A 22,887-nucleotide genomic window follows, 5' to 3' on the forward strand; every position below is an offset into this window, starting at 1 on the left:
GGTTGTCCGATGGACGGGGTATCAACATATCTGGCGTTGACTTTTGGCACGCTGTTGAGTTCTCAAGGAACGGTCGCTTCCTTTGTACTCACCCTTTCGGGCTTTCCTCCGGGCGCTTCCCTTCGGTCTTGCGTTTCTGACTCTATCAGATCTTTTCTCGACCCGATTTCCTCGGTGCTTTCCAGGTTTCCGCTTCCGCGTTTCCCTTTCCGGCGGTTCCGACTTTATCAGAAGTTCTGAGTCGGATTTTCCCGCCCCGGCCGGGCATGGTCCCCGTTGCCTGAGTTGGCTCGGGTGCCCCGTCGGGAGGAGTTGTAAACGTACTGGAGCGGGGCGCCCCGATGCAAATCGAGGCGCCCCGCTCCCAATTGGTCCCGGCTCGGAGCCGACGGACCGTCAGACCTCCACCACCACGGGCAGGATCATCGGCCGGCGCCGGTACGTGTCGGAGACCCACTTGCCCAGCGTGCGGCGCACGAGCTGCTGCAGCTGGTGGGGTTCGACCACGCCGTCCTGCGCCGAGCGTTCGAGTACCTCGGTGATCCGGGGGATCACGTCGCCGAAGGCGGAGTCCTCGATGCCCGAGCCGCGGGCCTGGATGTGCGGGCCTCCGGTGATCTTCCCGGTGGAGGCGTCGATGACGACGAAGACCGAGATGATGCCCTCGTCGCCGAGGATCTTCCGGTCCTTCAGGGCCGGCTCGCCGACGTCGCCGACCGAGAGGCCGTCGACGTAGACGTAGCCCGCCTGGACCTTGCCGGAGATCTTGGCCTTGCCCTCGACGAGGTCGACGGCGACGCCGTCCTCCGCGATGACGATGCGGTCGTGCGGGACGCCGGTCAGGGCGCCGAGTTCCGCGTTGGCGCGCAGGTGGCGCCATTCGCCGTGCACCGGCATCAGGTTCCTGGGGCGGCAGATGTTGTAGAAGTACAGCAGTTCGCCCGCGGAGGCGTGGCCGGAGACGTGGACCTTGGCGTTGCCCTTGTGGACCACGTTGGCGCCCCAGCGGGTGAGGCCGTTGATCACGCGGTAGACCGCGTTCTCGTTGCCGGGGATCAGGGACGACGCCAGGATCACCGTGTCGCCCTGGACGATGCGGATCTGGTGGTCGCGGTTGGCCATCCGGGACAGGGCCGCCATCGGCTCGCCCTGGGAGCCCGTGCAGACCAGGACGACTTCGCTGTCGGGGAGGTCGTCGAGCGTCTTGACGTCCACGACCAGGCCCGGCGGGACCTTGAGGTAGCCGAGGTCACGGGCGATGCCCATGTTGCGGACCATGGAGCGGCCCACGAAGGCGACCCGGCGGCCGTACTCGTGCGCGGCGTCCAGGATCTGCTGGATGCGGTGGACGTGGCTGGCGAAGCTCGCGACGATGATGCGCTTGCGGGCTCCGGCGAAGACCTGCCGCAGGACGTTGGAGATGTCCCGCTCCGGCGGGACGAACCCGGGGACCTCGGCGTTCGTCGAGTCCGACAGGAGGAGGTCGATGCCCTCCTCGCTCAGGCGCGCGAAGGCGTGGAGGTCCGTGAGGCGGCCGTCCAGCGGGAGCTGGTCCATCTTGAAGTCGCCGGTGTGGACGGCCATGCCCGCGGGGGTGCGGATGGCCACGGCCAGCGCGTCCGGGATGGAGTGGTTGACCGCGACGAACTCGCAGTCGAAGGGGCCGATGCGCTCGCGGTGCCCCTCCGCCACCTCCAGGGTGTAGGGGCGGATGCGGTGCTCCTGGAGCTTGGCCTCGATGAGGGCGAGGGTCAGCTTGGAGCCGATCAGCGGGATGTCCGGCTTCTCGCGCAGGAGGAAGGGGACGCCGCCGATGTGGTCCTCGTGGCCGTGCGTGAGGACGATGCCCTCGATGTCGTCGAGGCGGTCCCTGATGGACGAGAAGTCCGGCAGGATCAGGTCGATTCCGGGCTGCTCCTCCTCGGGGAAGAGCACTCCGCAGTCGACGATCAGCAGGCGGCCTCCGTACTCGAAGACCGTCATGTTGCGGCCGATCTCGCCGAGGCCGCCGAGCGGGGTGACCCGCAGGCCGCCTTCGGGGAGGGGCGGGGGCGGGCTGAGTTCGGGGTGCGGATGACTCAAAAGACTCTCCTCACCACGCGCGCCACGTACCGGTGGGGCACGTGGCGCGCGTGACGTTCGTGCAGAAGCAGTTGTCGTGTGGGGTGTGCGGGCACCGGTGGCCCGCTTATTCAGTTGTGAAGCACATACGCGGAGGCCGCGCGAAGTCTGGTGTCAGAGCTCTACCCCGCCGGCGGCAAGATCGATCTTGAGTTGCTCGATCTCGTCCGGCGCGCACTCCACCATGGGGGCGCGCAGGGGTCCGGAGGGCAGGCCCTTGAGGGCGAGCGCCGCCTTGGTGGTCATCACGCCCTGGGTGCGGAACATGCCCGTGTAGACGGGGAGCAGCTTCTGGTGGATCTCGGTGGCCTTCTGGACGTCGCCCGAGGTGTACGCGTCGACCAGGGCGCGCAGCTCGGGCGTGACCACGTGGCCGACGACGGAGACGAAGCCGACCGCGCCGACGGAGAGGAGCGGCAGGTTCAGCATGTCGTCGCCGGAGTACCAGGCGAGGCCGGAGCGGGCGATGGCCCAGCTGGCGCGGCCGAGGTCGCCCTTGGCGTCCTTGTTGGCGACGATCTGCGGGTGCTCGGCGAGGCGGACGAGCGTCTCGGTGTTGATCGGGACACCGCTGCGGCCGGGGATGTCGTAGAGCATGACCGGCAGGCCGGTGGCGTCGGCGACGGCCGTGAAGTGCCGGTACAGGCCCTCCTGCGGGGGCTTGTTGTAGTACGGCGTCACGACGAGCAGGCCGTGGGCGCCGGTGCGCTCCGCCGCGCGGGCGAGTTCGATGCTGTGGTGGGTGTCGTTGGTGCCGACTCCGGCCACGACGTGGGCGCGGTCGCCGACGGCTTCCAGGACGGCCCGTACGAGGTCCGCTTTCTCCGCGTCGCTGGTGGTCGGGGACTCGCCGGTGGTGCCGTTGATGATCAGGCCGTCGTTGCCTGCGTCCACCAGGTGGGTCGCGAGTCGCTGAGCGCCGTCGAGGTCGAGTGCGCCGTCCGCCGTGAAGGGCGTGACCATGGCGGTGAGGACCCGCCCGAAGGGGGTCTGCGGAGTCGAGGTCGGAGCCATGGGTTACACGCTACTCGTTGCTCAGGACCGGGTCTGCCCTCGGGGCGGGCGACAGGTCGTGACAAAGGTGGAGCCCGGCACTGCCTGCTCGGGGGTTCAAGCAGTGCCGGACCCGTTTGATCAGGCTAGATGAACTTCTAGAAATGCCGCAATACGGACACTTCGCACGGCTGAACCGTACATCTGTGCCTGACCGGGGAAGCGGGCCGTGTTACGGCGCCACGCGTCCGTTGGCGTTGAAGGCGGCGTAGGTGAGCGGCATGAGCCGGGCCCACTCGGCCTCCATCTTCTCGCCGACCATCTCGATCTCGCGCTGCGGGAAGGACGGCACCTTGGCCAGCTCGTGCTGGGTGCGCAGGCCGAGGAAGTGCATCAGCGAGCGGGCGTTGCAGGTGGCGTACATGGAGGAGTACAGGCCGACGGGCAGGACCGCGCGGGCGACCTCACGGGCGACGCCGGCGGCGAGCATCTCCTGGTACCTCACGTAGGCCTGGCGGTAGGAGGCCTCCATGGCCTCGCCGACCAGCCGGTGCTGCTCGGGGGTGCCCTCGACGAACTCGTACTTGCCGGGCCGTCCCTGCTGGATCAGCTTCCGGGAGGTGTCCGGGACGTAGAAGACCGGCTGGAGCTCCCGGTAGCGGCCGCTTTCCTCGTTGTACGACCAGCCGACGCGGTGCCGCATGAACTCGCGGAAGACGAAGATCGGGGCGCTGATGAGGAAGGTCATCGAGTTGTGCTCGAAGGGGCTACCGTGCCGGTCCCGCATCAGGTAGTTGATCAGGCCCTTGGAGCGCTCGGGGTCCTTCTTCAGCTCGTCAAGGGACTGCTCCCCCAGGGTGGAAACCCGTGCCGCGAAGAGCACGTCGGAGTCGGCCGCGCTGTGTTTCACCAGCTCGACGGTGACATCACTGCGCAGGTCGATCTTGAAGTCGTCGGGGGTGTCGGTCACGGTTCGCAGGGCCTTCCCATCGCGTCTCTTGGCGACGCCACTCTACGTTTGGTGACGGGCCGCAATGAAGTCGGTGAAACAGGGCACCTCTGTGGGAGTTCGTTCGTCTCTACAGATGCACGTGATCCGTTCCACCCTCGAAGGGAGACGCACCCCTGATGTCCGGTCGGCGTGAACCCGTACCGTTCGCCTTCGTCGCCGAGGCCGACAGGTTCCGCAGCAATGTCACTCCCCCGCCGCCCGAGCGGCTGTCCGTCGGCCAGATGGCCGGCCGATGGCTCATGGGACTCACCATCGTGGCGGGACTCGTGGGGTCCCTGGTCATCGGGACGCCCGCGCTGTCGCCCGACCACTCGGCCCAGCAGCCGCAGCACTCCCAGGCGTCCGAGAGGCGCTGAACCGCCCCAGGGCCGGCGGTGACTCCATCCGGCCCCCCGCCGGTGGTGACCCGGGACACAGATCGGTAGCCTCACCGGGCACAGCCCGCGCATGGATCGAGTGAGGACCCGCCGTGCCCCTGCCCTTTCTGACGGCCGACCGCGTTTTCGAGGCGGCGGACGACGTTCCGCTCCCTTACGACGACCGTGACCGGTGGCGGCGGCCGTACCGGCCCGGGCCCTGGCGGGTGGCGGCCGCGGCGCTCGCGCTGCTGCTCGCCTCCTTCGTGCTGTTCGCCGCCGTCATCATCGCGGCGACGGCCGACCTGGGTTCGGCCGGTCTGGTCTTCGGCCTCGCGCTGCTGGTCATCGCCGCCGCGCTGCGGCTGTTGCGCGTGGGCGTGTGGGTGAGTGCGCGCGGGCTGCGCCAGGTGGCTTTCCTGACCACGCGTACGGCGCCCTGGGAGCAGGTCGTCTCCGTGCGCACGGCGCAGCAGCCGGTGCGCTGGCTGGGGCTCCCCCGGACCGTGCAGGGACAGGCGCTGCTGCTGACGTGGCAGGGCCGGGCGGCGGACGGTGTGCCGCCGCTGATGTCCACGCACGACCTGGACTTCCTGGGCCGCACGGAGGCCTTCGACCGGGCGGCCGACTCGGTGGAGGCCTGGGCGGACGAGTACCGCCCGCACTGACGTCCCGCTGTCGTGCCGATGGGGCCGGACCGCTTGTGCGGTCCGGCCCCATCGGCATGAGGAGGTCCGGTCTCAGGCCGTCCCGGGCTGCCTGCCGTCGTGCAGGGCGATGGCGCGCTGCATCGCCTTGCGGGCGCGCGGGGTGTCGCGGGCGTCGTGGTAGGCCACGGCCAGGCGGAACCAGGTGCGCCAGTCGTCGGGGGCGGCCTCCGTCTCGGCCTTGCGCCGGGCGAAGACCTCGTCGGCCGAGTCCCGGTCGATACGGCCGCTGGGGGTGCGCTTCAACTCGTCGACGGGCAGGCCGCCCTCGGCGTCGAGTTCGGCGGCGAGGGCGTTGGCCCTGCGGACGAACTGGGTGTTCTTCCACAGGAACCACAGGCCGATGCCCGGCAGGATCAGCACGGCCACGCCAAAGGTGACGGTGACGGGCGTGCCGGTCTCGATGAGCAGGACGCCGCGGCTGCCGACCAGGACGAAGTAGACGACCAGGACGGCTGCCGTGAGGGCGTAGGTGAGCTTCGCGCGCATGACGTCAGGGGCTCAGTTCAGGTCCAGGAAGTGTTCCAGGCCGAAGGTCAGGCCCGGGGTGCCCACCACGCGGCGGACGCCGAGCAGGATGCCCGGCATGAAGCTGCTGTGGTGGAGCGAGTCGTGCCGGATCGTCAGGGTCTCGCCCTCGCCGCCGAGCAGGACCTCCTGGTGGGCGAGGAGTCCGCGCAGCCGGACCGCGTGCACCGGGACGCCGTCGACGTCGGCGCCGCGGGCACCGTCGAGGGCGGTGGCCGTGGCGTCGGGGGCCGGGGCGGTGCCGGCGGCGCGGCGGGCCTCGGCGATGAGCTGCGCGGTGCGCGTGGCGGTGCCGGAGGGGGCGTCGACCTTGTTCGGGTGGTGCAGTTCGACGACCTCGACGGACTCGAAGTACGGGGCGGCGAGCTGCGCGAACTTCATGGTGAGGACGGCCCCGATGGAGAAGTTCGGCGCGATGAGCACGCCCGTGCCCGGGGACTTCTCCAGCCCGCTGGTCAGCTGCGCGAGGCGCTCCTCGGTCCAGCCGGTGGTGCCGACGACCGCGTGGATGCCGTGGCCGACCAGGAAGTCGAGGTTGGCCATGACCGAGTCGGGCGTGGTCAGCTCGACCGCGACCTGGGCGCCGGCCTCGGTCAGCGTCTCCAGCTTGTCGCCCCGGCCGAGGGCGGCGACCAGCTCCATGTCCTCGGCGGCCTCGACGGCCCGGACGGCTTCGGAGCCGATCCGGCCCTTGGCGCCGAGGACCGCCACGCGCAGCTTGCTCATCTCTTGTGCTTCTTTCACCAGGGGTTGGTCAGGCGACGGCGTCGTTCAGGCGGGCCGCCTGTTTGTCCTTCAGCGGGCCGATGACCGACAGGGAGGGCTTGCGTCCCAGGATCTCGCCGGCGACCGCGCGGACGTCGTCCGGGGTGACCGACGCTATCCGGGACAGCATGTCGTCGACGGACATCTGCTCGCCCCAGCACAGCTCGCTCTTGCCGATACGGTTCATCAGCGCGCCCGTGTCCTCCAGGCCGAGGACCGTGGAGCCCTGGAGCTGGCCGATGGCCCGGGCGATCTCGTCGTCGGTGAGGCCGTGCTCGGCGACGTGGTCGAGTTCGTCGCGGCAGATCTTCAGCACGTCGTGCACCTGGGAGGGCCGGCAGCCGGCGTAGACGCCGAAGAGGCCGCAGTCGGCGAAGCCGGACGTGTACGAGTACACGCTGTAAGCCAGGCCGCGCTTCTCCCGTACCTCCTGGAAGAGGCGGGAGGACATGCCGCCGCCGAGGGCGGTGTTCAGCACGCCCAGGGCCCAGCGGCGCTCGTCGGTGCGGGACAGGCCCGGCATGCCGAGCACGACGTGGGCCTGCTCGGTCCTGCGGTCGACCAGCTCGACGCGGCCGGCGGTGCGCACGGCGCGCTTGCCGCCGCGCGGGGCGACGGGCTCGGCCGTGAGGTCCTGGAACGCGCCGGCCTTCTCGAAGGCGGCGCGGACCTGCCGGACGACCTTGGCGTGGTCGATGTTGCCGGCGCAGGCGACGACCAGGTGGGTCGGGTCGTAGTGCTTCTTGTAGAAGCGGCGGATGCGGTCGGCGGTGAGGGCGTTGACCGTGTCGACCGTGCCGAGGACCGGGCGGCCGAGGGGGTTGTCGCCGAACATCGTGTGCGCGAACAGGTCGTGCACGCAGTCGCCCGGGTCGTCCTCGGTCATGGCGATCTCTTCGAGGATGGCGCCGCGCTCGACGTCGACGTCCTCTTCGAGGATGAGCGAGCCGGTCAGCATGTCGCAGACGACGTCGATGGCGAGCGGCAGGTCCGTGTCGAGCACGCGTGCGTAGTAGCACGTGTACTCCTTCGCCGTGAACGCGTTCATCTCGCCGCCGACCGCGTCGACGGCGGAGGAGATGTCCAGGGCGGACCTGCGGTTCGTGCCCTTGAAGAGCAGGTGCTCCAGGTAGTGGGTGGCGCCGTTCAGGGCCGGGGTCTCGTCGCGGGAGCCGACGTGCGCCCAGATGCCGAAGGTGGCGGAGCGGACCGAGGGCAGGGTCTCGGTGACGATGCGCAGGCCGCCCGGGAGGGTGGTCTTGCGGACCGTGCCGATGCCGTTCTCGCCCTTGATGAGGGTTTGGGTACGGGCGACGGCCCGCGCCTCCGAGGAGGTGCGGGCCGTCGCCTTGGAGCCACGGGACGTCACTGGTCGGCGTCGTCCTTCTTCGTCTCGTCGCCTTCCTCGCCCTCGATCACGGGGATCAGGGAGAGCTTGCCGCGGGAGTCGATCTCGGCGATCTCGACCTGGACCTTCTGGCCCACACCGAGGACGTCCTCGACGTTCTCCACGCGCTTGCCGCCGGCCAGCTTGCGGATCTGCGAGATGTGCAGCAGACCGTCCTTGCCGGGCAGCAGGGAGACGAACGCGCCGAAGGTGGTCGTCTTCACGACCGTACCGAGGTAGCGCTCGCCGACCTCGGGCATCGTCGGGTTGGCGATGCCGTTGATCGTGGCGCGGGCGGCCTCCGCGGAGGGGCCGTCGGCGGCACCGATGTAGATCGTGCCGTCGTCCTCGATGGTGATCTCGGCGCCCGTGTCCTCCTGGATCTGGTTGATCATCTTGCCCTTGGGGCCGATGACCTCACCGATCTTGTCCACGGGGATCTTGACGGTGATGATCCGCGGGGCGTTCGGGGACATCTCGTCCGGGGTGTCGATCGCTTCCATCATCACGTCGAGGATGTGGAGGCGGGCGTCACGGGCCTGCTTCAGGGCCGCGCCCAGGACGGAGGCGGGGATGCCGTCCAGCTTGGTGTCGAGCTGGAGGGCGGTCACGAACTCCTTGGTGCCGGCGACCTTGAAGTCCATGTCGCCGAAGGCGTCCTCCGCACCGAGGATGTCGGTGAGGGTGACGTAGTGCGTCTCGCCCTCGATCTCCTGCGAGATCAGGCCCATGGCGATACCGGCGACGGGGGCCTTCAGGGGCACACCGGCGTTCAGCAGCGACATGGTGGAGGCGCAGACCGAGCCCATGGACGTCGAGCCGTTCGAGCTCAGCGCCTCGGAGACCTGGCGGATCGCGTAGGGGAACTCCTCGCGGGTCGGCAGGACCGGGATCAGGGCGCGCTCGGCGAGGGCGCCGTGACCGATCTCGCGGCGCTTCGGGGAGCCGACGCGGCCGGTCTCGCCGGTCGAGTACGGCGGGAAGTTGTAGTTGTGCATGTAGCGCTTGCGGGTCACCGGGGAGAGGGTGTCCAGCTGCTGCTCCATGCGGAGCATGTTCAGGGTGGTGACGCCCAGGATCTGGGTCTCGCCACGCTCGAACACGGCGGAGCCGTGGACCCGCGGGATGGCCTCGACCTCGGCGGCGAGCGTACGGATGTCCGTCAGCCCGCGGCCGTCGATGCGCTTCTTCTCCTTGATCACGCGCTCGCGGACCAGCTGCTTGGTGAGCGAGCGGTACGCGGCGGAGATCTCCTTCTCGCGGCCCTCGAACTCCGGCAGGAGCTTCTCGGCGGCGAGCTGCTTGACGCGGTCCAGCTCGGCCTCGCGCTCCTGCTTGCCGGCGATGGTGAGCGCCTGGGCGAGCTCGGGCTTGACCGCGGCGGTGAGCGCCTCCAGGACGTCGTCCTGGTAGTCGAGGAAGATCGGGAACTCGGCGGTCGGCTTGGCGGCCTTCGCGGCGAGGTCGGCCTGGGCCTTGCAGAGCACCTTGATGAAGGGCTTCGCGGCTTCCAGACCGGCGGCGACGACCTCCTCGGTCGGGGCCTCGGCGCCGCCCTTGACCAGCTGGATCGTCTTCTCGGTGGCCTCGGCCTCGACCATCATGATCGCGACGTCGCCGTCCTCCAGCGTGCGGCCCGCGACGACCATGTCGAAGACGGCGTCCTCGAGCTCGGTGTGCGTCGGGAAGGCCACCCACTGGCCGTTGATCAGCGCGACGCGGACGCCGCCGATCGGGCCGGAGAAGGGCAGGCCGGCCAGCTGCGTGGACGCGGAGGCGGCGTTGATCGCCACGACGTCGTACAGGTGGTCGGGGTTGAGCGCCATGATCGTGGCGACGACCTGGATCTCGTTGCGCAGGCCCTTCTTGAAGGACGGGCGCAGCGGGCGGTCGATGAGGCGGCAGGTGAGGATGGCGTCCTCGGAGGGGCGGCCCTCACGGCGGAAGAAGCTGCCGGGGATCTTGCCGGCGGCGTACATCCGCTCCTCGACGTCCACCGTGAGCGGGAAGAAGTCGAGCTGGTCCTTGGGGTTCTTGGAGGCGGTGGTGGCCGACAGCACCATGGTGTCGTCGTCCAGGTACGCCACGGCGGAGCCGGCGGCCTGCTTGGCCAGGCGGCCCGTCTCGAAGCGGATGGTGCGGGTGCCGAAGGCGCCGTTGTCGATGACGGCCTCGGCGTAGTGGGTCTCGTTCTCCACTAGCGATCTCTCCGTTTGCTTGTCGTCTTCTGTCCCTCGACTGCCCGTGTGGCAGGGGGACATTCCGGAGATGCGCGCCGTGCTGTGCGGGCCGGTCTTCGATCGAAGCACCCGGGGCTCGCTTCCCCCCGGGGGCCACTACCGAGGACCGGCGGCGGCGTGGTGCGCCTCTCCTCTTCTTCTGGTCGTGCTGTGTCGTCCGTCGTGCGTTGTGCTACCACACTACAAAGGGGCGGTGACACTCCGCACGTACAGGACGTACAGGTGCGCGCGTACAGCAAAGGGAGCGGCCCCGTTTCTCCCGGGAACCGCTCCCTTCACGGCGTCTTACTTGGCGCCCGCCGCACCGCGGCGGATGCCGAGGCGGTCGACCAGCGCACGGAAGCGCTGGATGTCCTTCTTCGCCAGGTACTGGAGAAGGCGGCGACGCTGACCCACGAGGATCAGCAGGCCACGGCGGGAGTGGTGGTCGTGCTTGTGGGTCTTGAGGTGCTCGGTCAGGTCGGAGATCCGACGGGACAGCAGAGCGACCTGGACCTCGGGGGAGCCGGTGTCGCCCTCCTTGGTACCGAACTCGGACATGATCTGCTTCTTCGTAGCGGCGTCGAGCGACACGCGTACTCCTCATTGGTCTGCGATGGCCACCGAGTGCCCCCGGTCTGCTTCTCGGGGGAGCTTCCATGACTCGGAAGGCGGGGATCCGCTGGGCGCGGCCTCCAGAACGGCTGGTTCCGGGGGTGCGTACACAAACGGCCGTCGACCAGAGTACCAGGTGGTCGGGGGCCTTTTTGCCCTGGTCCCGGAAGCTCCCGGCCGGGGCGGAGGGGGCCACTAGGGTGGGCGGGCTCGGATCGTTCGTACGTCGGGAAGGGGTCGCTGCGGCATGGCGGAGACGGCTGAGGAGATCAAGGCACGCAAGGAGCGGGAGCGGGACGAGCTCTACGCCCTCGACATCTCCGGAGTGGAGTGGCACTGCGCGCCGGGCACCGAGGAGCACGAGGAGCGGGTCGAGATCGCGTACCTGCCCGAGGGGGCCGTCGCGATGCGGTCCTCCCTCGACCCGGGGACGGTGCTGCGGTACACGGAGGCGGAGTGGAGGGCCTTCGTGCTGGGAGCGCGGGACGGGGAGTTCGACCTGGAGCCGCGGCAGCGGGGCGGAGGGTCCCCGGCCGGGCAGTAGACGCGCGGACGCGGAGCGAGGGGTGAGCCGGAGGACGGCCGCCCCTCGTTGTGCTGTCCGGGGGCGCAACGGCCTTCCGGACAAGGGGGTTTCGGGTTCTTCACGTTTCTCGCCCCTTTTTGTTCCGCAACGTGTGTGCCGTGTACGTCACTTCGGGGCACCTTCCGTGCAGGTTGTGACGCGGCGGACAGGTGCTCGGGGGTGGACGGGCCTGCCGGGGCGGGGCTTGTGGTGATTAGGCTGGGACGGGGCGCGGCGCCGGAATCCGTGGAGCGGGCGTCGGTGTCCCAGGGGGAACACGGGGGAGTTTGTGGATCGACTGCCTCGGACGACCTCGGTACGCCTCATACGACTTCGCACGGCTTCGCACGACGTCGGACGACAAGCAAGGGTCGCCCCAGCACGGCATGAGGGTGCTCGACCACACCAGGAGGAACACTGTGAGCAGCGATCGGGACGGGATCCGCGGGGGCTGGGCGACACCCGGCGATGACCAGCCCGACGCGGAGTCCGCGGCAGAGGTGACGGGCGAGTTCACCATCGACTACGCGCCGCCCGCCTGGTACACGCAGAACGCCTCGGGGAGTTCGGGGCAGGGGCCGGGCGCGGGGGCGTCCGGGGAGTCCTCTTCCCCGGGTGCGGCCGCAGGGCCCGGCGCGTCCGGGGATGCCGCCGGGAGTGGCCCTGCCGGTGCGCCGAAGGGGCCGGTTCCTCCGCTGCCCGGTCTGACGCCGCCGCCGCACGCGAATCCCTCCGGGGGGTACGCGTATCCGCCTGTTCCTTCCAGTGGGCCGTCCCCCTCCGGTGGGCACGCGTCCGTTCCCGGGCCGGCTCCGGCGCCCGGGGCGCCCTTCACGCCTCCTGTGCCTCCGCCCGCTCCGGGTGCTCCGTTCACGCCTCCCGCGCCTGCTCCGGGTGCGCCCTTCACTCCTCCCGCGCCCGCTCCGGGTGCGCCCTTCACGCCTCCCGCGCCGTCTGCCGGGGGGCCGTCCGGCGTTCCCAGGCTGCCCACGGGGTTCGAGCCGCAGGCGGCCCGGTCCGACCAGTCCGACGGGCGGGCGGAGGAGCCCGTATCCGGTCCGGCGTCTCCCACGGCCGTGCCGAACATCCCGGTCGGTGGCTATCAGGCGCAGTGGACGCCGCCCGCTCAGCCGGAGGCGGCTCCGGCGGCTCCGGCCCCGCAGGACGCTCCGGGCGCTCCGGACGCGCCTGCCCCCGAAGAGTCCGGGTCCTCCGACGGTGACCTGGAGAGCGGCGCGACCATGCGCTTCTCCGCCGTCGCGCTGAAGCGGGAGATCGCGGAGCGTGCCGAGGCGGCCGAGGCGCGGTCGGACTCGGCCGACGAGGGCCGGGACGTGGAGAAGGGGGCTGCGGACGACAGCGCGGAGGAAGCGGCGGATGCCGTCGACGCGTCCGGCGCGGGCGACCGTGTGGACAGCGCCGTTTCCGAAGGGGCAGGGGCCGAGGACGCCGGGTCCGGGGACACCGGGTCCGGGGACACCGGGTCCGGGGACGCCGAACCTGCGGTGACCGTCGTGGCGGACAGCGCTCCAGATGAAGAAGGCCCGCAGGCGGAGAGCGACGAGCCGGTGTCCGAGGACGCCGCGCCGGAGGACGCCGCGCCGGAGGAGGAGACGGCATCCGCGGACGCCGAGCCGGTCGACGCCGTTCCCGGGGACGCGGTGCCCGAGGAAGCCGCCCCCACGGACGCGGTTCCCGCCGACGCCGTCCCTGCGGACGACACGGGCGAGGGCCCGGCCGACGCGGCCCCGGCCGATGCCGTGCCCGCGGGTGAGCCCCCGGCCGTCGCCGAGATGGCCGACGCCGCGGACGCCGGCTCGCCGGTGACCGACGACGCCCCCCTCTCGGACGCCGAGCCGGCGGACCTCGTGCCCGAGGACGCCGGGCCCGCGGACGACGAGCCGTCGGACGCCGTGCCCGCCGAGGCCTCTCCCGAAGCCGGGGACAAGGACGAGGACGAGCACCGCGCGCCGCAGGACGCCGCCGTGCCCGCGCCGTCCGATGCCCAGCAGGCCTGGACTCCCCCGGCCCCGCAGGGCGTCCCCCCGCTGCCGCCCTCGTATCAGCCGGCCGCTCCGGCACCGGCGAGCGAGTGGCCCGCTCAGCCTCAGCAGCAACCGCAGCAGTCCCCACCGCCGGCCCGGCCGACGGACGCGCAGCCCCAGCCCCAGCCGGCCGCTGCCCAGGGAGAGCCGCCGGTGCCGCCTCAGCCGTCGGTGCCGGCCCAGCAGCCGCCGTTCCAGCCGCAGGCGCCGCAGCCCGCGCCCGCCGCGTGGAACCAGCCGGGCATGCCGACGCCGCCGAACCAGCCGCCCGCTCAGCCCGCGCCCGCGCCTCAGCCCGGCGGCTACGGCTTCCCCCACCCCGGCGCCCCGGCTCCAACCACCGCCCCGCAGCCGTCGGCCCCGGCCCCGGACGCCCAGGCCGGTTACGGCTTCCCGCACCCCGGCGCACCCGCCCCCGCCGGCCCGCAGCCGCAGCCCGGCATGCCCCCGGCCCAGCAGCAGCCCGCCGCGTCGACCCCTGCTCCGAACCCGCAGGGCGGATACGGGTTCCCGCACCCCGGCGGCCCCGCCCCCGCCGGCACGCCGCAACCGCCGGCGGCAGCGGCGCAGCAGCCCGGCACCCCGCCCGCCCCCGCCCCCGACGCGCAGGGCGGATACGGGTTCCCGCACCCCGGCGCCCCGGCCCCGGCCCCTGTGGCGCCGGGCCCCCAGGGCGGCTACGGCTTCCCTCAGCAGCCCCAGCCCGCGCAGCCTCAGCCCGCGCAGTCCCAGCCCCAGCCCGGTGTGCCCCTTCAGCACCCCGGCGTGCCCCCGCAGGCCCAGCCCCCGCAGCCGGGTGGCCCGCAGCCGTCCGGGCAGCCCGTCCAGGCGGGGCACCCCGGTCAGCCGCAGCCCCCGGTCGACCCCCGCACCGGTACCGCCTGGCCGCAGCCGATGCAGCACGACCAGCGGCAGCCGACCAACCCCGGCGCCGCACCGCTCGGTTACACCGCTGCCGTGGAGCTGTCCTCGGACCGTCTGCTCAACAGCAAGAAGCAGAAGGCGAAGAGCAGCCGTCCGGCGGCCGGTGGCGGGCGCTTCAAGATCGGCGGCAAGAAGGAGGAGGCCGAGCGGCAGCGCAAGCTGGAGCTGATCCGCACGCCCGTCCTGTCCTGCTACCGGATCGCGGTGATCAGCCTCAAGGGCGGCGTCGGCAAGACGACCACGACCACCGCGCTCGGCTCCACGCTCGCCACCGAGCGGCAGGACAAGATCCTCGCGATCGACGCCAACCCGGACGCGGGCACCCTCGGGCGCCGGGTGCGGCGGGAGACCGGGGCGACCATCCGCGACCTCGTCCAGGCGATCCCGTACCTGAACTCGTACATGGACATCCGGCGCTTCACGTCACAGGCGCCCTCCGGTCTGGAGATCATCGCCAACGACGTCGACCCGGCCGTGTCCACCACGTTCAACGACGAGGACTACCGGCGCGCGATCGACGTGCTCGGCAAGCAGTACCCGATCATCCTGACCGACTCGGGCACCGGCCTGCTCTACAGCGCCATGCGCGGGGTCCTCGACCTCGCCGACCAGCTCATCATCATCTCGACGCCGTCCGTGGACGGGGCGAGCAGTGCGAGCACCACGCTGGACTGGCTGTCGGCGCACGGGTACGCCGACCTCGTCTCGCGGTCCCTCACCGTGATCTCCGGGGTACGCGAGACCGGAAAGATGATCAAGGTCGAGGACATCGTGTCCCACTTCGAGACGCGCTGCCGGGGCGTCATCGTCGTGCCGTTCGACGAGCACCTGGCCGCCGGTGCGGAGGTCGACCTCGACATGATGCGGCCGAAGGTGCGCGAGGCGTACTTCAACCTCGCGGCGATGGTGGCCGAGGACTTCGTCCGGCACCAGCAGTCGCACGGCCTGTGGACCTCCGACGGCAACCCGCCGCCGGTCGCCGCCCCGCCGCTGCCGGGCCAGCACGTCCCCGGCCAGCCGATTCCGGGCCAGCCCGTTCCCGGTCAGCCGGTTCCCGGTCAGCCGGTTCCCGGTCAGCCTCCCCACCCCGGACAGCAGCAGCCGGGCCCGTACCCGCAACACCCGCAGCACCCGGGGCAGCCGTACCCCCAGCCCGGCCAGCCCTACGCCCAGCCGGGCCAGCAGCCGTACCCCCAGGCCGCGGGTCAGCCGGGGCAGCCGCCCTACCCGCAGCAGCCCCAGCCAGGACAGCCGGGACAGCCCCCGGCCGTCCCGCCGCAGCCCGGCTACGGTTACCCGCAGCCGGGGCAGCCCGGTGACCCGGGGCAGCCCGGCGGTCCGGGTCAGACCCCGCCGCCCCCGCCCCCGATGCAGTAATCGCCTCACCCGGTCGGCCCCTTTCGAGGGGCCGATCCCCGTTCCGGCCCGCGCCGTTCCGATTCGGCGCGGGCCGTCCTCCGTTCGGGGACCGTCCGGCGTGAAATCCGTTGCCAGGCCCTGGCCAGGGGCGCGTCAGTGGTCTCCACCAATGGGCCGGAAAAGCTCGCCAATTCGTTATTTCCGCAGGCCACAAGGGGTGAACGCGCCGTTGACGGGTGGAGACGGCCGCTGATACACACTCAGCATCCCCTGACAGCTGATCAACCCGTCCTTCCCGTCCGAGCGATGACGCGAGGTCCGACCATGGGCACGAACGATCAGACACGCAGCCTCCCGCGCGGCCTCAGGCTCGTCGCCGCGGCCGGTGCGGCGGCGCTCACCCTCACCGCCGGGCTCGCGACCCCGCTCGATCCGGCGCCCCGGCAGGCCCGCGCGGCCGACGACGGCAAGAAGGTGCTGACCGTCGCGGTCGCGCAGAGCGTGGACTCGCTCAGCCCGTTCCTGGCGGTCCGGCTGCTCAGCACGAGCATCCACCGGCTCATGTACGAGTACCTGACGAACTACGACCCGAAGGACAGTCACGCGGTCCCGGGCCTGGCCACCAAGTGGGAGCCGTCGGCGGACAAGCTGACCTGGACGTACACGATCCGCTCGGACTCGAAGTGGTCCGACGGGCGGCAGGTCACGGCCGAGGACGCGGCGTGGACGTTCAACACGATGATGACGGACGACGGCGCGGCCACCGCGAACGGCAGCTACGTCGGGAACTTCGAGAAGGTGACGGCGCCGAGCCCCACCAAGCTGGTGATCCGGCTGAAGAAGCCGCAGGCCACGATGACCGCGCTGGACGTGCCGATCGTGCCGAAGCACGTCTGGGAGAAGGTCTCGGACTTCTCCGAGTTCAACAACGACAAGAGCTTCCCGGTCGTGGGCAACGGGCCGTTCGTGCTGACCGGCTACAAGGCCGACAGCTATGTCCGGCTGAAGGCCAACAAGACGTTCTGGCGCGGGGCGCCGAAGTTCGACGAGCTGGTCTTCCGCTACTACAAGGACCAGGACGCGGCCGTCTCGGCGCTGCGCAAGGGCGAGGTGTCGTTCGTCGCCGGGTCGCCGTCCCTGACGCCGGCCCAGGCGGAGTCCCTGAAGGGCGCGGAGGACATCAAGGTCAACGACGCCCCCGGCCGCCGCTTCTACGCCCTGGCCACCAACCCGGGCGCGAGGGCGAAGAACGGCGAGAAGTTCGGCGACGGCCACCCGTCCCTGCTGGACCGGCGGGTGCGCAACGCGCTGTTCATGGCCGTGGACCGCGAGGCCATCATCGAGAAGGTGTTCCGCGGCCACGCGGTGGAGGGCGAGGGGTACATCCCGCCCCGCTTCCAGGACTACTTCTGGAAGCCCTCCGCGAGCCAGAAGCTGGCGTACGACCCGGCGAAGGCCGCTCAGCTGCTCGACCGGGCGGGTTACCGGAAGAATGGTGACGGCAAGCGCGTCGGGAAGGACGGGAAGCCGATCTCCTACCGCGTCCTGTGCCACGCCACCGACCCGAACGACAAGGCGGTCGGCAAGTACCTCCAGGAGTGGTGGGGCGACCTCGGCATCGGCGTCCGGCTCACCTGCCTGGACAACGTCACCGACCCGTGGCTGGCCGGCACGTACGACCTGGCGTTCGACGGCTGGTCCGTGAACCCCGACCCGGACTTCGTGCTCTCCATCCACACCTGCGGCGCGCTCCCGGCCACCCCCGAGGACACGGGCGCGACCGACAACTTCATCTGCGACAGGACCTACGACGAGCTCTACGCCCGCCAGCTCGCCGAGTACGACCCCGCCAAACGGGCGGACATCGTCAAGCAGATGGAGTCGCGGCTGTACGACCTCGGGTACATGAACGTCATGGCGTACCCGAACGCGGTCGAGGCCTACCGGACGGACCAGATCGAGTCGATCACGACGATGCCGGCGAAGGCGGGGAACATCTACGGGCAGGACGGCTACTGGAGCTGGTGGTCGGCGGTCCCGGCGGACTCCGGCGACTCCTCCAGCGGCTCGTCCACCACGGTCGTGGCCGTCGTCGCCACGAGTCTCGTCCTGCTCATCGGTCTCGGCACGGTCGTGGCGGTGCGTCGCCGGGCCAGTGCCGACGACCGGGAATGACCGGGCGCCGATGACCGCCGACGCGACCCCCGCGCTGGTCGAGGACAGACAGCAGGCGGCCGGACCGCGGGTGCGCAAGCGCTCCGCGTACCCGCGCTACCTGGCCGGCAAGGTGGCCGGCGCGGCCGTGTCGCTGCTGGCCGTCCTCGTCACCAGCTTCTTCCTCTTCCGGCTCATCCCCGGCGACCCGGTGAAGACCATGACCGGCGGCCGCCAGGTCTCGGCGGAGCAACTGGCCGCGTACCGCGAGGAGTTCGGGCTCGATCTGCCGCTGTGGCGGCAGTTCACCGACTACTGCGGCAAGGCCCTCACGGGCGACTTCGGGACGTCGTACCAGTTCCGCGCGCCGGTGGTCGACAAGATCACCGAGGCGCTGCCGAACACCCTGCTGCTCACCGGGACGGCCTTCGTCCTCTACACCGCGCTGGGCATCCTCCTGGGCACGCGCTCGGCGTGGCGGCGCGGCGGCCTGGGCGACCGGGTCAACACAGGGCTCGCGCTGACTCTGTACTCGATCCCGTCCTTCTGGCTCGGACTGCTGCTGATCATCGTGCTGTCGGTCGGCGTCGGCCCGCTGCCGGGCCTGTTCCCGACCGGCGGCATGGAGTCCGGCGGCGAGGAGGGCTTCGCGTACGTCCTCGACGTGGCGCACCACCTGGTGCTGCCGGTGGTGACGCTCGTGGCGGTGGAGTACGGGCAGACGCTGCTGGTCACGCGGTCGGCGCTGCTGGACGAGATGGGCAGCGACTATCTGACGACCGCGCGGGCCAAGGGGCTGCGCGACGACCTCGTGCGCCGCCGGCACGCCGTGCCGAACGCGCTGCTGCCGACCGTGACCCTGGTCTTCATCAACCTGGGGCGGACGGTGGCGGGCGTGATCCTGGTGGAGACGGTGTTCTCCTGGCCGGGCCTGGGCGGGCTGTTCTACCAGGCGCTGAGCGTGCCCGACCTGCCGCTGGTGCAGGGCCTGTTCTTCGTGTTCGCCGCCGCGGTGATCCTGATGAACACCCTCGCCGACCTGGTCTATCCGCTGCTGGACCCCCGGGTGGCCCGATGACGACGTCGACCGGCGCGGGCACGGGCCCGCGTGCCCTCGCCCGGCAGCGCCGCCGGGCCTCCGTCGCCCGCTTCTGGCGGCAGTACCGCGCCGAACGCGCGGGGCTGTACGGCCTGGCCGTGCTCGCCCTGTGCGCGCTGCTGGCGTTGTGCGCACCCCTGTTCGTGGGCTCCGACGTGAGCAGCGTGACCGCTGCGCCGGGGCGTCCGATGCAGAGCCCGAGCGCCGCCTTCCCGCTGGGCACCGACCAGTTCGGGCGGGACCTGCTGGGCCTGGTGATCTGGGGCTCGCGGGTGTCGCTGCTGGTGGGGCTGCTCGCGGCCGTGCTGTCGGTGGCGATCGGCACCCTGATCGGGGTCACGGCCGGGCACTTCAAGGGCTGGTACGCGACGGTGATGATGCGGATCACCGACTGGTTCCTGGTCATGCCGACGCTGGTGCTGGCGATCGCCCTGGCGACGGTGATGTCCCGCTCGCTGACCACGATCGTCGTCGCGATCGGCGTCACCACCTGGCCGACCACGGCCCGTCTGGTGCGCGCGCAGACCCTCGCCGTGGAGACCCGGCCGTACATCGAGCGGGCGAGGGCGCTCGGCGGCGGCCACTGGCACGTCATGTCCCGGCACGTGCTGCCCAACGTGATGCCGCTGGTGCTCGCGCAGACGACGCTGATCATCTCCTCGGCCATCCTCGCCGAGGCGACGCTGGCCTTCCTCGGGCTGGGCGACCCGACGGTCGTGTCGTGGGGCGGGCTGCTCCAGGACGCCCGTGAGGCGGGCGCGGTCAGCGCCGGGGACTGGTGGTACCTGGTGCCGCCGGGCATCGCCATCGCCGTGGTGGCGCTGGCGTTCACGCTGTGCGGACGGGCCGTGGAGTCCGTCCTCAACCCCAGGCTGGGGGTGTCGCGTTGACTCTGCTCGACGTCAGGAACCTGACCGTGACGTACCCGGGCGGCGCGGCCGCCGTGCGCGGGGTGGACCTGCGTCTGGAGGCGGGGCGCAAGCTCGGTCTGGCCGGGGAGTCCGGCTGCGGCAAGTCCACCCTCGCGCTGGCCCTGCTGCGGCTGCTGCCGGCCGGGACACGCGTCACCGGGGAGGTCCTGCTCGACGGTGAGGACGTGCTGACGATGAAGTGGGGCCGGGTGCGGGCGGTCCGCTGGGCCGGGGCCTCCGTCGTCTTCCAGGGCGCGATGCACTCGCTGAACGCCGTGCACCGCATCGGCGACCAGATCGCCGAACCGATCCTGCTGCACCGGAAGGCGACCCCGGCCGGGGCGAAGAAGAAGACCGGCGAGCTGCTGGAGCAGGTCGGCCTGCCCGCGGCCCGCGCCGGCGCCTACCCGCACGAGCTGTCCGGCGGCCAGCGCCAGCGCGTCATGATCGCCATGGCCCTGGCCTGCGACCCGCGGCTGGTCATCGCCGACGAGCCGACCACCGCGCTCGACGTGATGATCCAGGCGCAGATCCTCCGGCTCATCGAGCAGCTGGTCGCGGACCAGGACCTGGGCCTGATCATGATCAGCCACGACCTGGCGGTCCTGGCCGACACATGCGACCGGCTGGCGGTGATGTACGCGGGCCGGGTGGTCGAGGAAGGCCCGGCGGCCCAGGTGTACGAGGACGCCCGGCACCCGTACGCCAGGGCCCTGTCGGCGGCGTTCCCGCGCATCGGCGACCCGGCCTCCCGGTTCGCGCCGCAAGGGCTGGCGGGCGACCCGCCCGACCCGGCCGCGCTGCCGTCCGGGTGCACGTTCCACCCGCGCTGCCCCGTGGCGCTGGAGTCGTGTGCCGAGCAGGACCCGGCCCTGCGGGAGGCGGGGACGGAGCGCCGGGCCGCCTGTGTCCTGGCCGGACCACCGCCGCGGGAGCCCCGCCCGGACCCGCAGGATCCGGAAGCGCTCGAGGAAGCGAGGCCCGGCACGCCATGACCCTCTCCCCCACGGCCCCCGAGGTCGCCACGGCACCCCTGCTGAGCGCCCGGGGCCTGCACGTCACCTTCCCCGGGCGGCACGGCGGTCCCCGGGCCCGCGCGGTCGACGGCGTCGACCTCGACATCCGGCCCGGCGAGATCGTCGCGCTCGTCGGCGAGTCCGGCTGCGGCAAGACGACCCTGGCGCGCAGCCTGCTGGGCCTGGTCGAGCCGACCGCGGGCACCGTCACCTTCGACGGCCGCCCCCTGGACTATTCGGGCCGCTCCCTCAAGGCCTACCGCAAGCGCGTCCAACTCGTCCTGCAGGACCCGAGCGGCTCGCTCAACCCACGGCACACGGTGTACGACGCGGTCGCCGAGGGACTGCGCATCCACGGTCACGGAGGCGACGAGCGCTCGGCGGTCGCCGGGGCCCTGTCCCGGGCCGGGCTGCGTCCCCCGGAGCGGTTCTTCCTGCGCTACCCGCACGAGCTGTCCGGCGGGCAGCGCCAGCGCGTCGTCATCGCGGGCGCGCTCGTGCTGGAACCCGAACTCCTCGTGGCCGACGAGCCGGTGGCGTCCCTCGACGCCTCGGTGCGCGGCGAGATCCTCGCCCTGCTGCTCCGGCTGCGGACCGAACTGGGCCTGTCCGCCCTGGTGGTGACGCACGACCTGGGCCTCGCGTGGAACATCGCGGACCGGGTCGCCGTGATGTACCTGGGCCGGATCGTGGAGACGGGGCCGGTGGAGCAGGTCCTGACGGCTCCCCGGCACCCCTACACCCAGGCGCTGCTGTCGGTCCTCCCGGAGGCCCCGGGCGCCCCGGTGATCCTCACGGGCGAGCCCCCGGACCCGTCACATGTGCCGTCCGGCTGCCGCTTCCACGCCCGCTGCCAGGTCCTGGCCGGTGGAGAGGCGGAGGCAGCGGGCGTGGCGGAGGCGTGCAGGAACCGGGACCTGGAGGTGCTGGGCGGGGGCGGGGAGTCACAGGTCGCCTGCCACTGGGCGACGTCCCTCAGGGGCGCGGGGAACGGCGCGACGAGCCCCAACGCACCCTCGGACGCTCCACGAGCGGACTAGGCAGCCGGCTCGGCCGCCACCAGCTCCTTGCACTTCTGCACGTCCCGCCCCATCTGCTCCAGCAGCGCGTCCAGCGTGTCGAACTTCGCCTGCCCCCGCACGAACGCCAGGAAGTCGACCGCGACATGCAAGCCGTACAGGTCCAGCCCGACCCGGTCGATGGCGTACGCCTCCACCGTCCGCTCGGTTCCCTCGAACTGCGGGTTCGTGCCGACGGAGATCGCCGCGGGCATCGCTTCACCCTGCGCGTGCAGCCAGCCGGCGTACACCCCGTCGGCCGGGACGGCCGTGTGCGGCAGCGTCTCCACGTTGGCGGTGGGGAAGCCCAGTTCGCGTCCGCGCTGGGCGCCGCGGACGACGACGCCCTCCACCCGGTGCGGCCGGCCGAGGATCTCCGCCGCGCCCCGGACGTCGCCCTCGGCGACCAGACGCCGCGTCAGCGTGGACGAGAACGGCTCCCCGCCGCCGGCCTCGCCCGTCACGTACAGGTCGACGACCTCGACCTCGAAGTCGTAGGTCTTGCCCTGCGTGGCGAGGAACTCCACGTTGCCGGCGGCCTTGTGGCCGAAGCGGAAGTTGGGGCCCTCGACGACCGCCTTGGCGTGCAGCTTGTCGACGAGGACCTTGACGACGAAGTCGGCCGGGGACAGCTTCGAGAACTCGGTCGTGAAGGGGAGGACGAGCACCGCGTCCACGCCTAGGTCCGCCATGAGTTCGGCGCGGCGGTGGTGCGGGGCGAGCAGGGGCGGGTGACTGCCGGGGCGGACCACCTCGCTGGGGTGCGGGTCGAAGGTGACGACGACGGCGGGCACGCCCAGCTCCCGGGCGCGGTCCACGGCATGCCGGATGATCAGCTGGTGTCCGCGGTGGACTCCGTCGTAGGAGCCGATGGTGACGACGCTGCGCCCCCAGTCCTGGGGGATGTCCTCCAAGCCACGCCAGCGCTGCACTGTGCCTGCTCCTTGTCGAAAGCTCGTCGAACCCGTGTCCGGTCGGTTGTCCGTGGTGACGCGTACGCAGGTCTAAGGGTGCCATGCCGGGTCGCCCCCGCCCGCATCGGCATCAAGGTGT

General features: G+C 71.5%; 18 protein-coding genes and 1 pseudogene. 10 read left to right on the plus strand and 9 right to left on the minus strand.

Annotated features, from left to right (window positions below; genetic code table 11):
* Nucleotides 1-396: 396 nt before the first annotated feature.
* The 3 genes from ACF07N_RS05480 to thyX form a co-directional block, all read right to left on the minus strand.
* The gene (locus ACF07N_RS05480) at nt 397-2,082 is read right to left on the minus strand and encodes a ribonuclease J (RefSeq protein ID WP_383336457.1); all 1,686 of its coding nucleotides are present in this window, start codon (nt 2,080-2,082) and stop codon (nt 397-399) included.
* A gap of 153 nt (nt 2,083-2,235) precedes the next feature.
* Nucleotides 2,236-3,135 (minus strand): 4-hydroxy-tetrahydrodipicolinate synthase, encoded by a 900-nt coding sequence (gene dapA, locus ACF07N_RS05485; protein ID WP_392108825.1) that lies wholly within the window; start codon nt 3,133-3,135, stop codon nt 2,236-2,238.
* A gap of 211 nt (nt 3,136-3,346) precedes the next feature.
* Nucleotides 3,347-4,084 carry an FAD-dependent thymidylate synthase gene (gene thyX / locus ACF07N_RS05490; protein ID WP_392108827.1) on the minus strand — a complete coding sequence of 246 codons (738 nt, stop codon included), beginning with the start codon at nt 4,082-4,084 and terminating at the stop codon, nt 3,347-3,349.
* A gap of 158 nt (nt 4,085-4,242) precedes the next feature.
* Between thyX and ACF07N_RS05495 the strand changes: the two genes are divergently transcribed.
* Both ACF07N_RS05495 and ACF07N_RS05500 read left to right on the plus strand, forming a co-directional pair.
* Nucleotides 4,243-4,482 (plus strand): hypothetical protein, encoded by a 240-nt coding sequence (locus ACF07N_RS05495; protein ID WP_383336460.1) that lies wholly within the window; start codon nt 4,243-4,245, stop codon nt 4,480-4,482.
* A gap of 113 nt (nt 4,483-4,595) precedes the next feature.
* Nucleotides 4,596-5,150 (plus strand): hypothetical protein, encoded by a 555-nt coding sequence (locus ACF07N_RS05500; protein ID WP_383336461.1) that lies wholly within the window; start codon nt 4,596-4,598, stop codon nt 5,148-5,150.
* A 72-nt stretch (nt 5,151-5,222) separates the two neighbouring features.
* Here the strand turns inward: ACF07N_RS05500 and ACF07N_RS05505 are convergent, their stop codons facing one another.
* From ACF07N_RS05505 to rpsO, 5 genes are all read right to left on the minus strand, one after another.
* Nucleotides 5,223-5,678: a hypothetical protein gene (locus ACF07N_RS05505; RefSeq protein WP_392108830.1), complete on the minus strand. Its 456-nt coding sequence runs from the start codon at nt 5,676-5,678 to the stop codon at nt 5,223-5,225.
* A 12-nt stretch (nt 5,679-5,690) separates the two neighbouring features.
* A complete protein-coding gene (gene dapB, locus ACF07N_RS05510) occupies nt 5,691-6,443 on the minus strand; it encodes a 4-hydroxy-tetrahydrodipicolinate reductase (RefSeq protein ID WP_383336463.1) in 753 nt (250 codons plus the stop codon).
* Between the two features lie 28 nt (nt 6,444-6,471).
* Nucleotides 6,472-7,851 (minus strand): M16 family metallopeptidase, encoded by a 1,380-nt coding sequence (locus ACF07N_RS05515; protein ID WP_392108833.1) that lies wholly within the window; start codon nt 7,849-7,851, stop codon nt 6,472-6,474.
* Nucleotides 7,848-10,067 carry a polyribonucleotide nucleotidyltransferase gene (locus tag ACF07N_RS05520; RefSeq protein ID WP_383336465.1) on the minus strand — a complete coding sequence of 740 codons (2,220 nt, stop codon included), beginning with the start codon at nt 10,065-10,067 and terminating at the stop codon, nt 7,848-7,850. The genes ACF07N_RS05515 and ACF07N_RS05520 overlap by 4 nt, the downstream gene beginning before the upstream one ends.
* 327 nt (nt 10,068-10,394) lie before the next feature.
* A complete protein-coding gene (gene rpsO / locus ACF07N_RS05525) occupies nt 10,395-10,682 on the minus strand; it encodes a 30S ribosomal protein S15 (RefSeq protein ID WP_010042739.1) in 288 nt (95 codons plus the stop codon).
* 268 nt (nt 10,683-10,950) lie between these two features.
* On the opposite strand from rpsO, the gene ACF07N_RS05530 reads away from it, so the two are divergent.
* From ACF07N_RS05530 to ACF07N_RS05565, 8 genes and pseudogenes are all read left to right on the plus strand, one after another.
* Complete coding sequence (locus ACF07N_RS05530) at nt 10,951-11,247, plus strand: DUF397 domain-containing protein (protein ID WP_383336466.1); 297 nt, start codon at nt 10,951-10,953, stop codon at nt 11,245-11,247.
* A gap of 407 nt (nt 11,248-11,654) precedes the next feature.
* A pseudogene (locus ACF07N_RS05535) lies at nt 11,655-11,816 on the plus strand (SCO5717 family growth-regulating ATPase); the annotation flags it as partial.
* Between the two features lie 528 nt (nt 11,817-12,344).
* Nucleotides 12,345-15,614, plus strand: a complete 3,270-nt coding sequence (locus ACF07N_RS05540) for an AAA family ATPase (protein ID WP_392111031.1) — start codon at nt 12,345-12,347, stop codon at nt 15,612-15,614.
* 306 nt (nt 15,615-15,920) lie between these two features.
* On the plus strand, nt 15,921-17,771 hold the full coding sequence (locus ACF07N_RS05545; RefSeq protein WP_392108838.1) for an ABC transporter substrate-binding protein: 1,851 nt from the start codon (nt 15,921-15,923) through the stop codon (nt 17,769-17,771).
* 10 nt (nt 17,772-17,781) lie between these two features.
* Nucleotides 17,782-18,828, plus strand: a complete 1,047-nt coding sequence (locus ACF07N_RS05550; RefSeq protein WP_392108841.1) for an ABC transporter permease — start codon at nt 17,782-17,784, stop codon at nt 18,826-18,828.
* Nucleotides 18,825-19,739 (plus strand): ABC transporter permease, encoded by a 915-nt coding sequence (locus tag ACF07N_RS05555; protein WP_392108844.1) that lies wholly within the window; start codon nt 18,825-18,827, stop codon nt 19,737-19,739. Before ACF07N_RS05550 ends, ACF07N_RS05555 begins: the two co-directional genes overlap by 4 nt.
* A complete protein-coding gene (locus tag ACF07N_RS05560; protein WP_392108847.1) occupies nt 19,736-20,755 on the plus strand; it encodes an ABC transporter ATP-binding protein in 1,020 nt (339 codons plus the stop codon). The genes ACF07N_RS05555 and ACF07N_RS05560 overlap by 4 nt, the downstream gene beginning before the upstream one ends.
* Nucleotides 20,752-21,816 carry an ABC transporter ATP-binding protein gene (locus ACF07N_RS05565; protein WP_392108850.1) on the plus strand — a complete coding sequence of 355 codons (1,065 nt, stop codon included), beginning with the start codon at nt 20,752-20,754 and terminating at the stop codon, nt 21,814-21,816. Before ACF07N_RS05560 ends, ACF07N_RS05565 begins: the two co-directional genes overlap by 4 nt.
* On the opposite strand, the gene ACF07N_RS05570 is transcribed toward ACF07N_RS05565, so the two are convergent.
* Entirely contained in the window at nt 21,813-22,766 is a 954-nt protein-coding gene (locus tag ACF07N_RS05570; protein WP_383336472.1) for a bifunctional riboflavin kinase/FAD synthetase, read from the minus strand. The genes ACF07N_RS05565 and ACF07N_RS05570 overlap by 4 nt on opposite strands.
* Between the last annotated feature and the right edge of the window lie 121 nt (nt 22,767-22,887).

Source organism: Streptomyces sp. NPDC015242, assembly GCF_043079125.1.
GTDB lineage: Bacteria > Actinomycetota > Actinomycetes > Streptomycetales > Streptomycetaceae > Streptomyces.

Excerpts from the sequence above, each read along its gene's own strand:
- dapA (WP_392108825.1), bottom strand. The coding sequence starts at position 3,135 with ATGGCTCCGACCTCGACTCCGCAGACCCCCTTCGGGCGGGTCCTCACC.
- ACF07N_RS05495 (WP_383336460.1), top strand. The coding sequence starts at position 4,243 with ATGTCCGGTCGGCGTGAACCCGTACCGTTCGCCTTCGTCGCCGAGGCC.
- ACF07N_RS05505 (WP_392108830.1), bottom strand. The coding sequence starts at position 5,678 with ATGCGCGCGAAGCTCACCTACGCCCTCACGGCAGCCGTCCTGGTCGTC.
- dapB (WP_383336463.1), bottom strand. The coding sequence starts at position 6,443 with ATGAGCAAGCTGCGCGTGGCGGTCCTCGGCGCCAAGGGCCGGATCGGC.
- ACF07N_RS05530 (WP_383336466.1), top strand. The coding sequence starts at position 10,951 with ATGGCGGAGACGGCTGAGGAGATCAAGGCACGCAAGGAGCGGGAGCGG.
- ACF07N_RS05545 (WP_392108838.1), top strand. The coding sequence starts at position 15,921 with ATGGGCACGAACGATCAGACACGCAGCCTCCCGCGCGGCCTCAGGCTC.
- ACF07N_RS05550 (WP_392108841.1), top strand. The coding sequence starts at position 17,782 with ATGACCGCCGACGCGACCCCCGCGCTGGTCGAGGACAGACAGCAGGCG.
- ACF07N_RS05555 (WP_392108844.1), top strand. The coding sequence starts at position 18,825 with ATGACGACGTCGACCGGCGCGGGCACGGGCCCGCGTGCCCTCGCCCGG.
- ACF07N_RS05565 (WP_392108850.1), top strand. The coding sequence starts at position 20,752 with ATGACCCTCTCCCCCACGGCCCCCGAGGTCGCCACGGCACCCCTGCTG.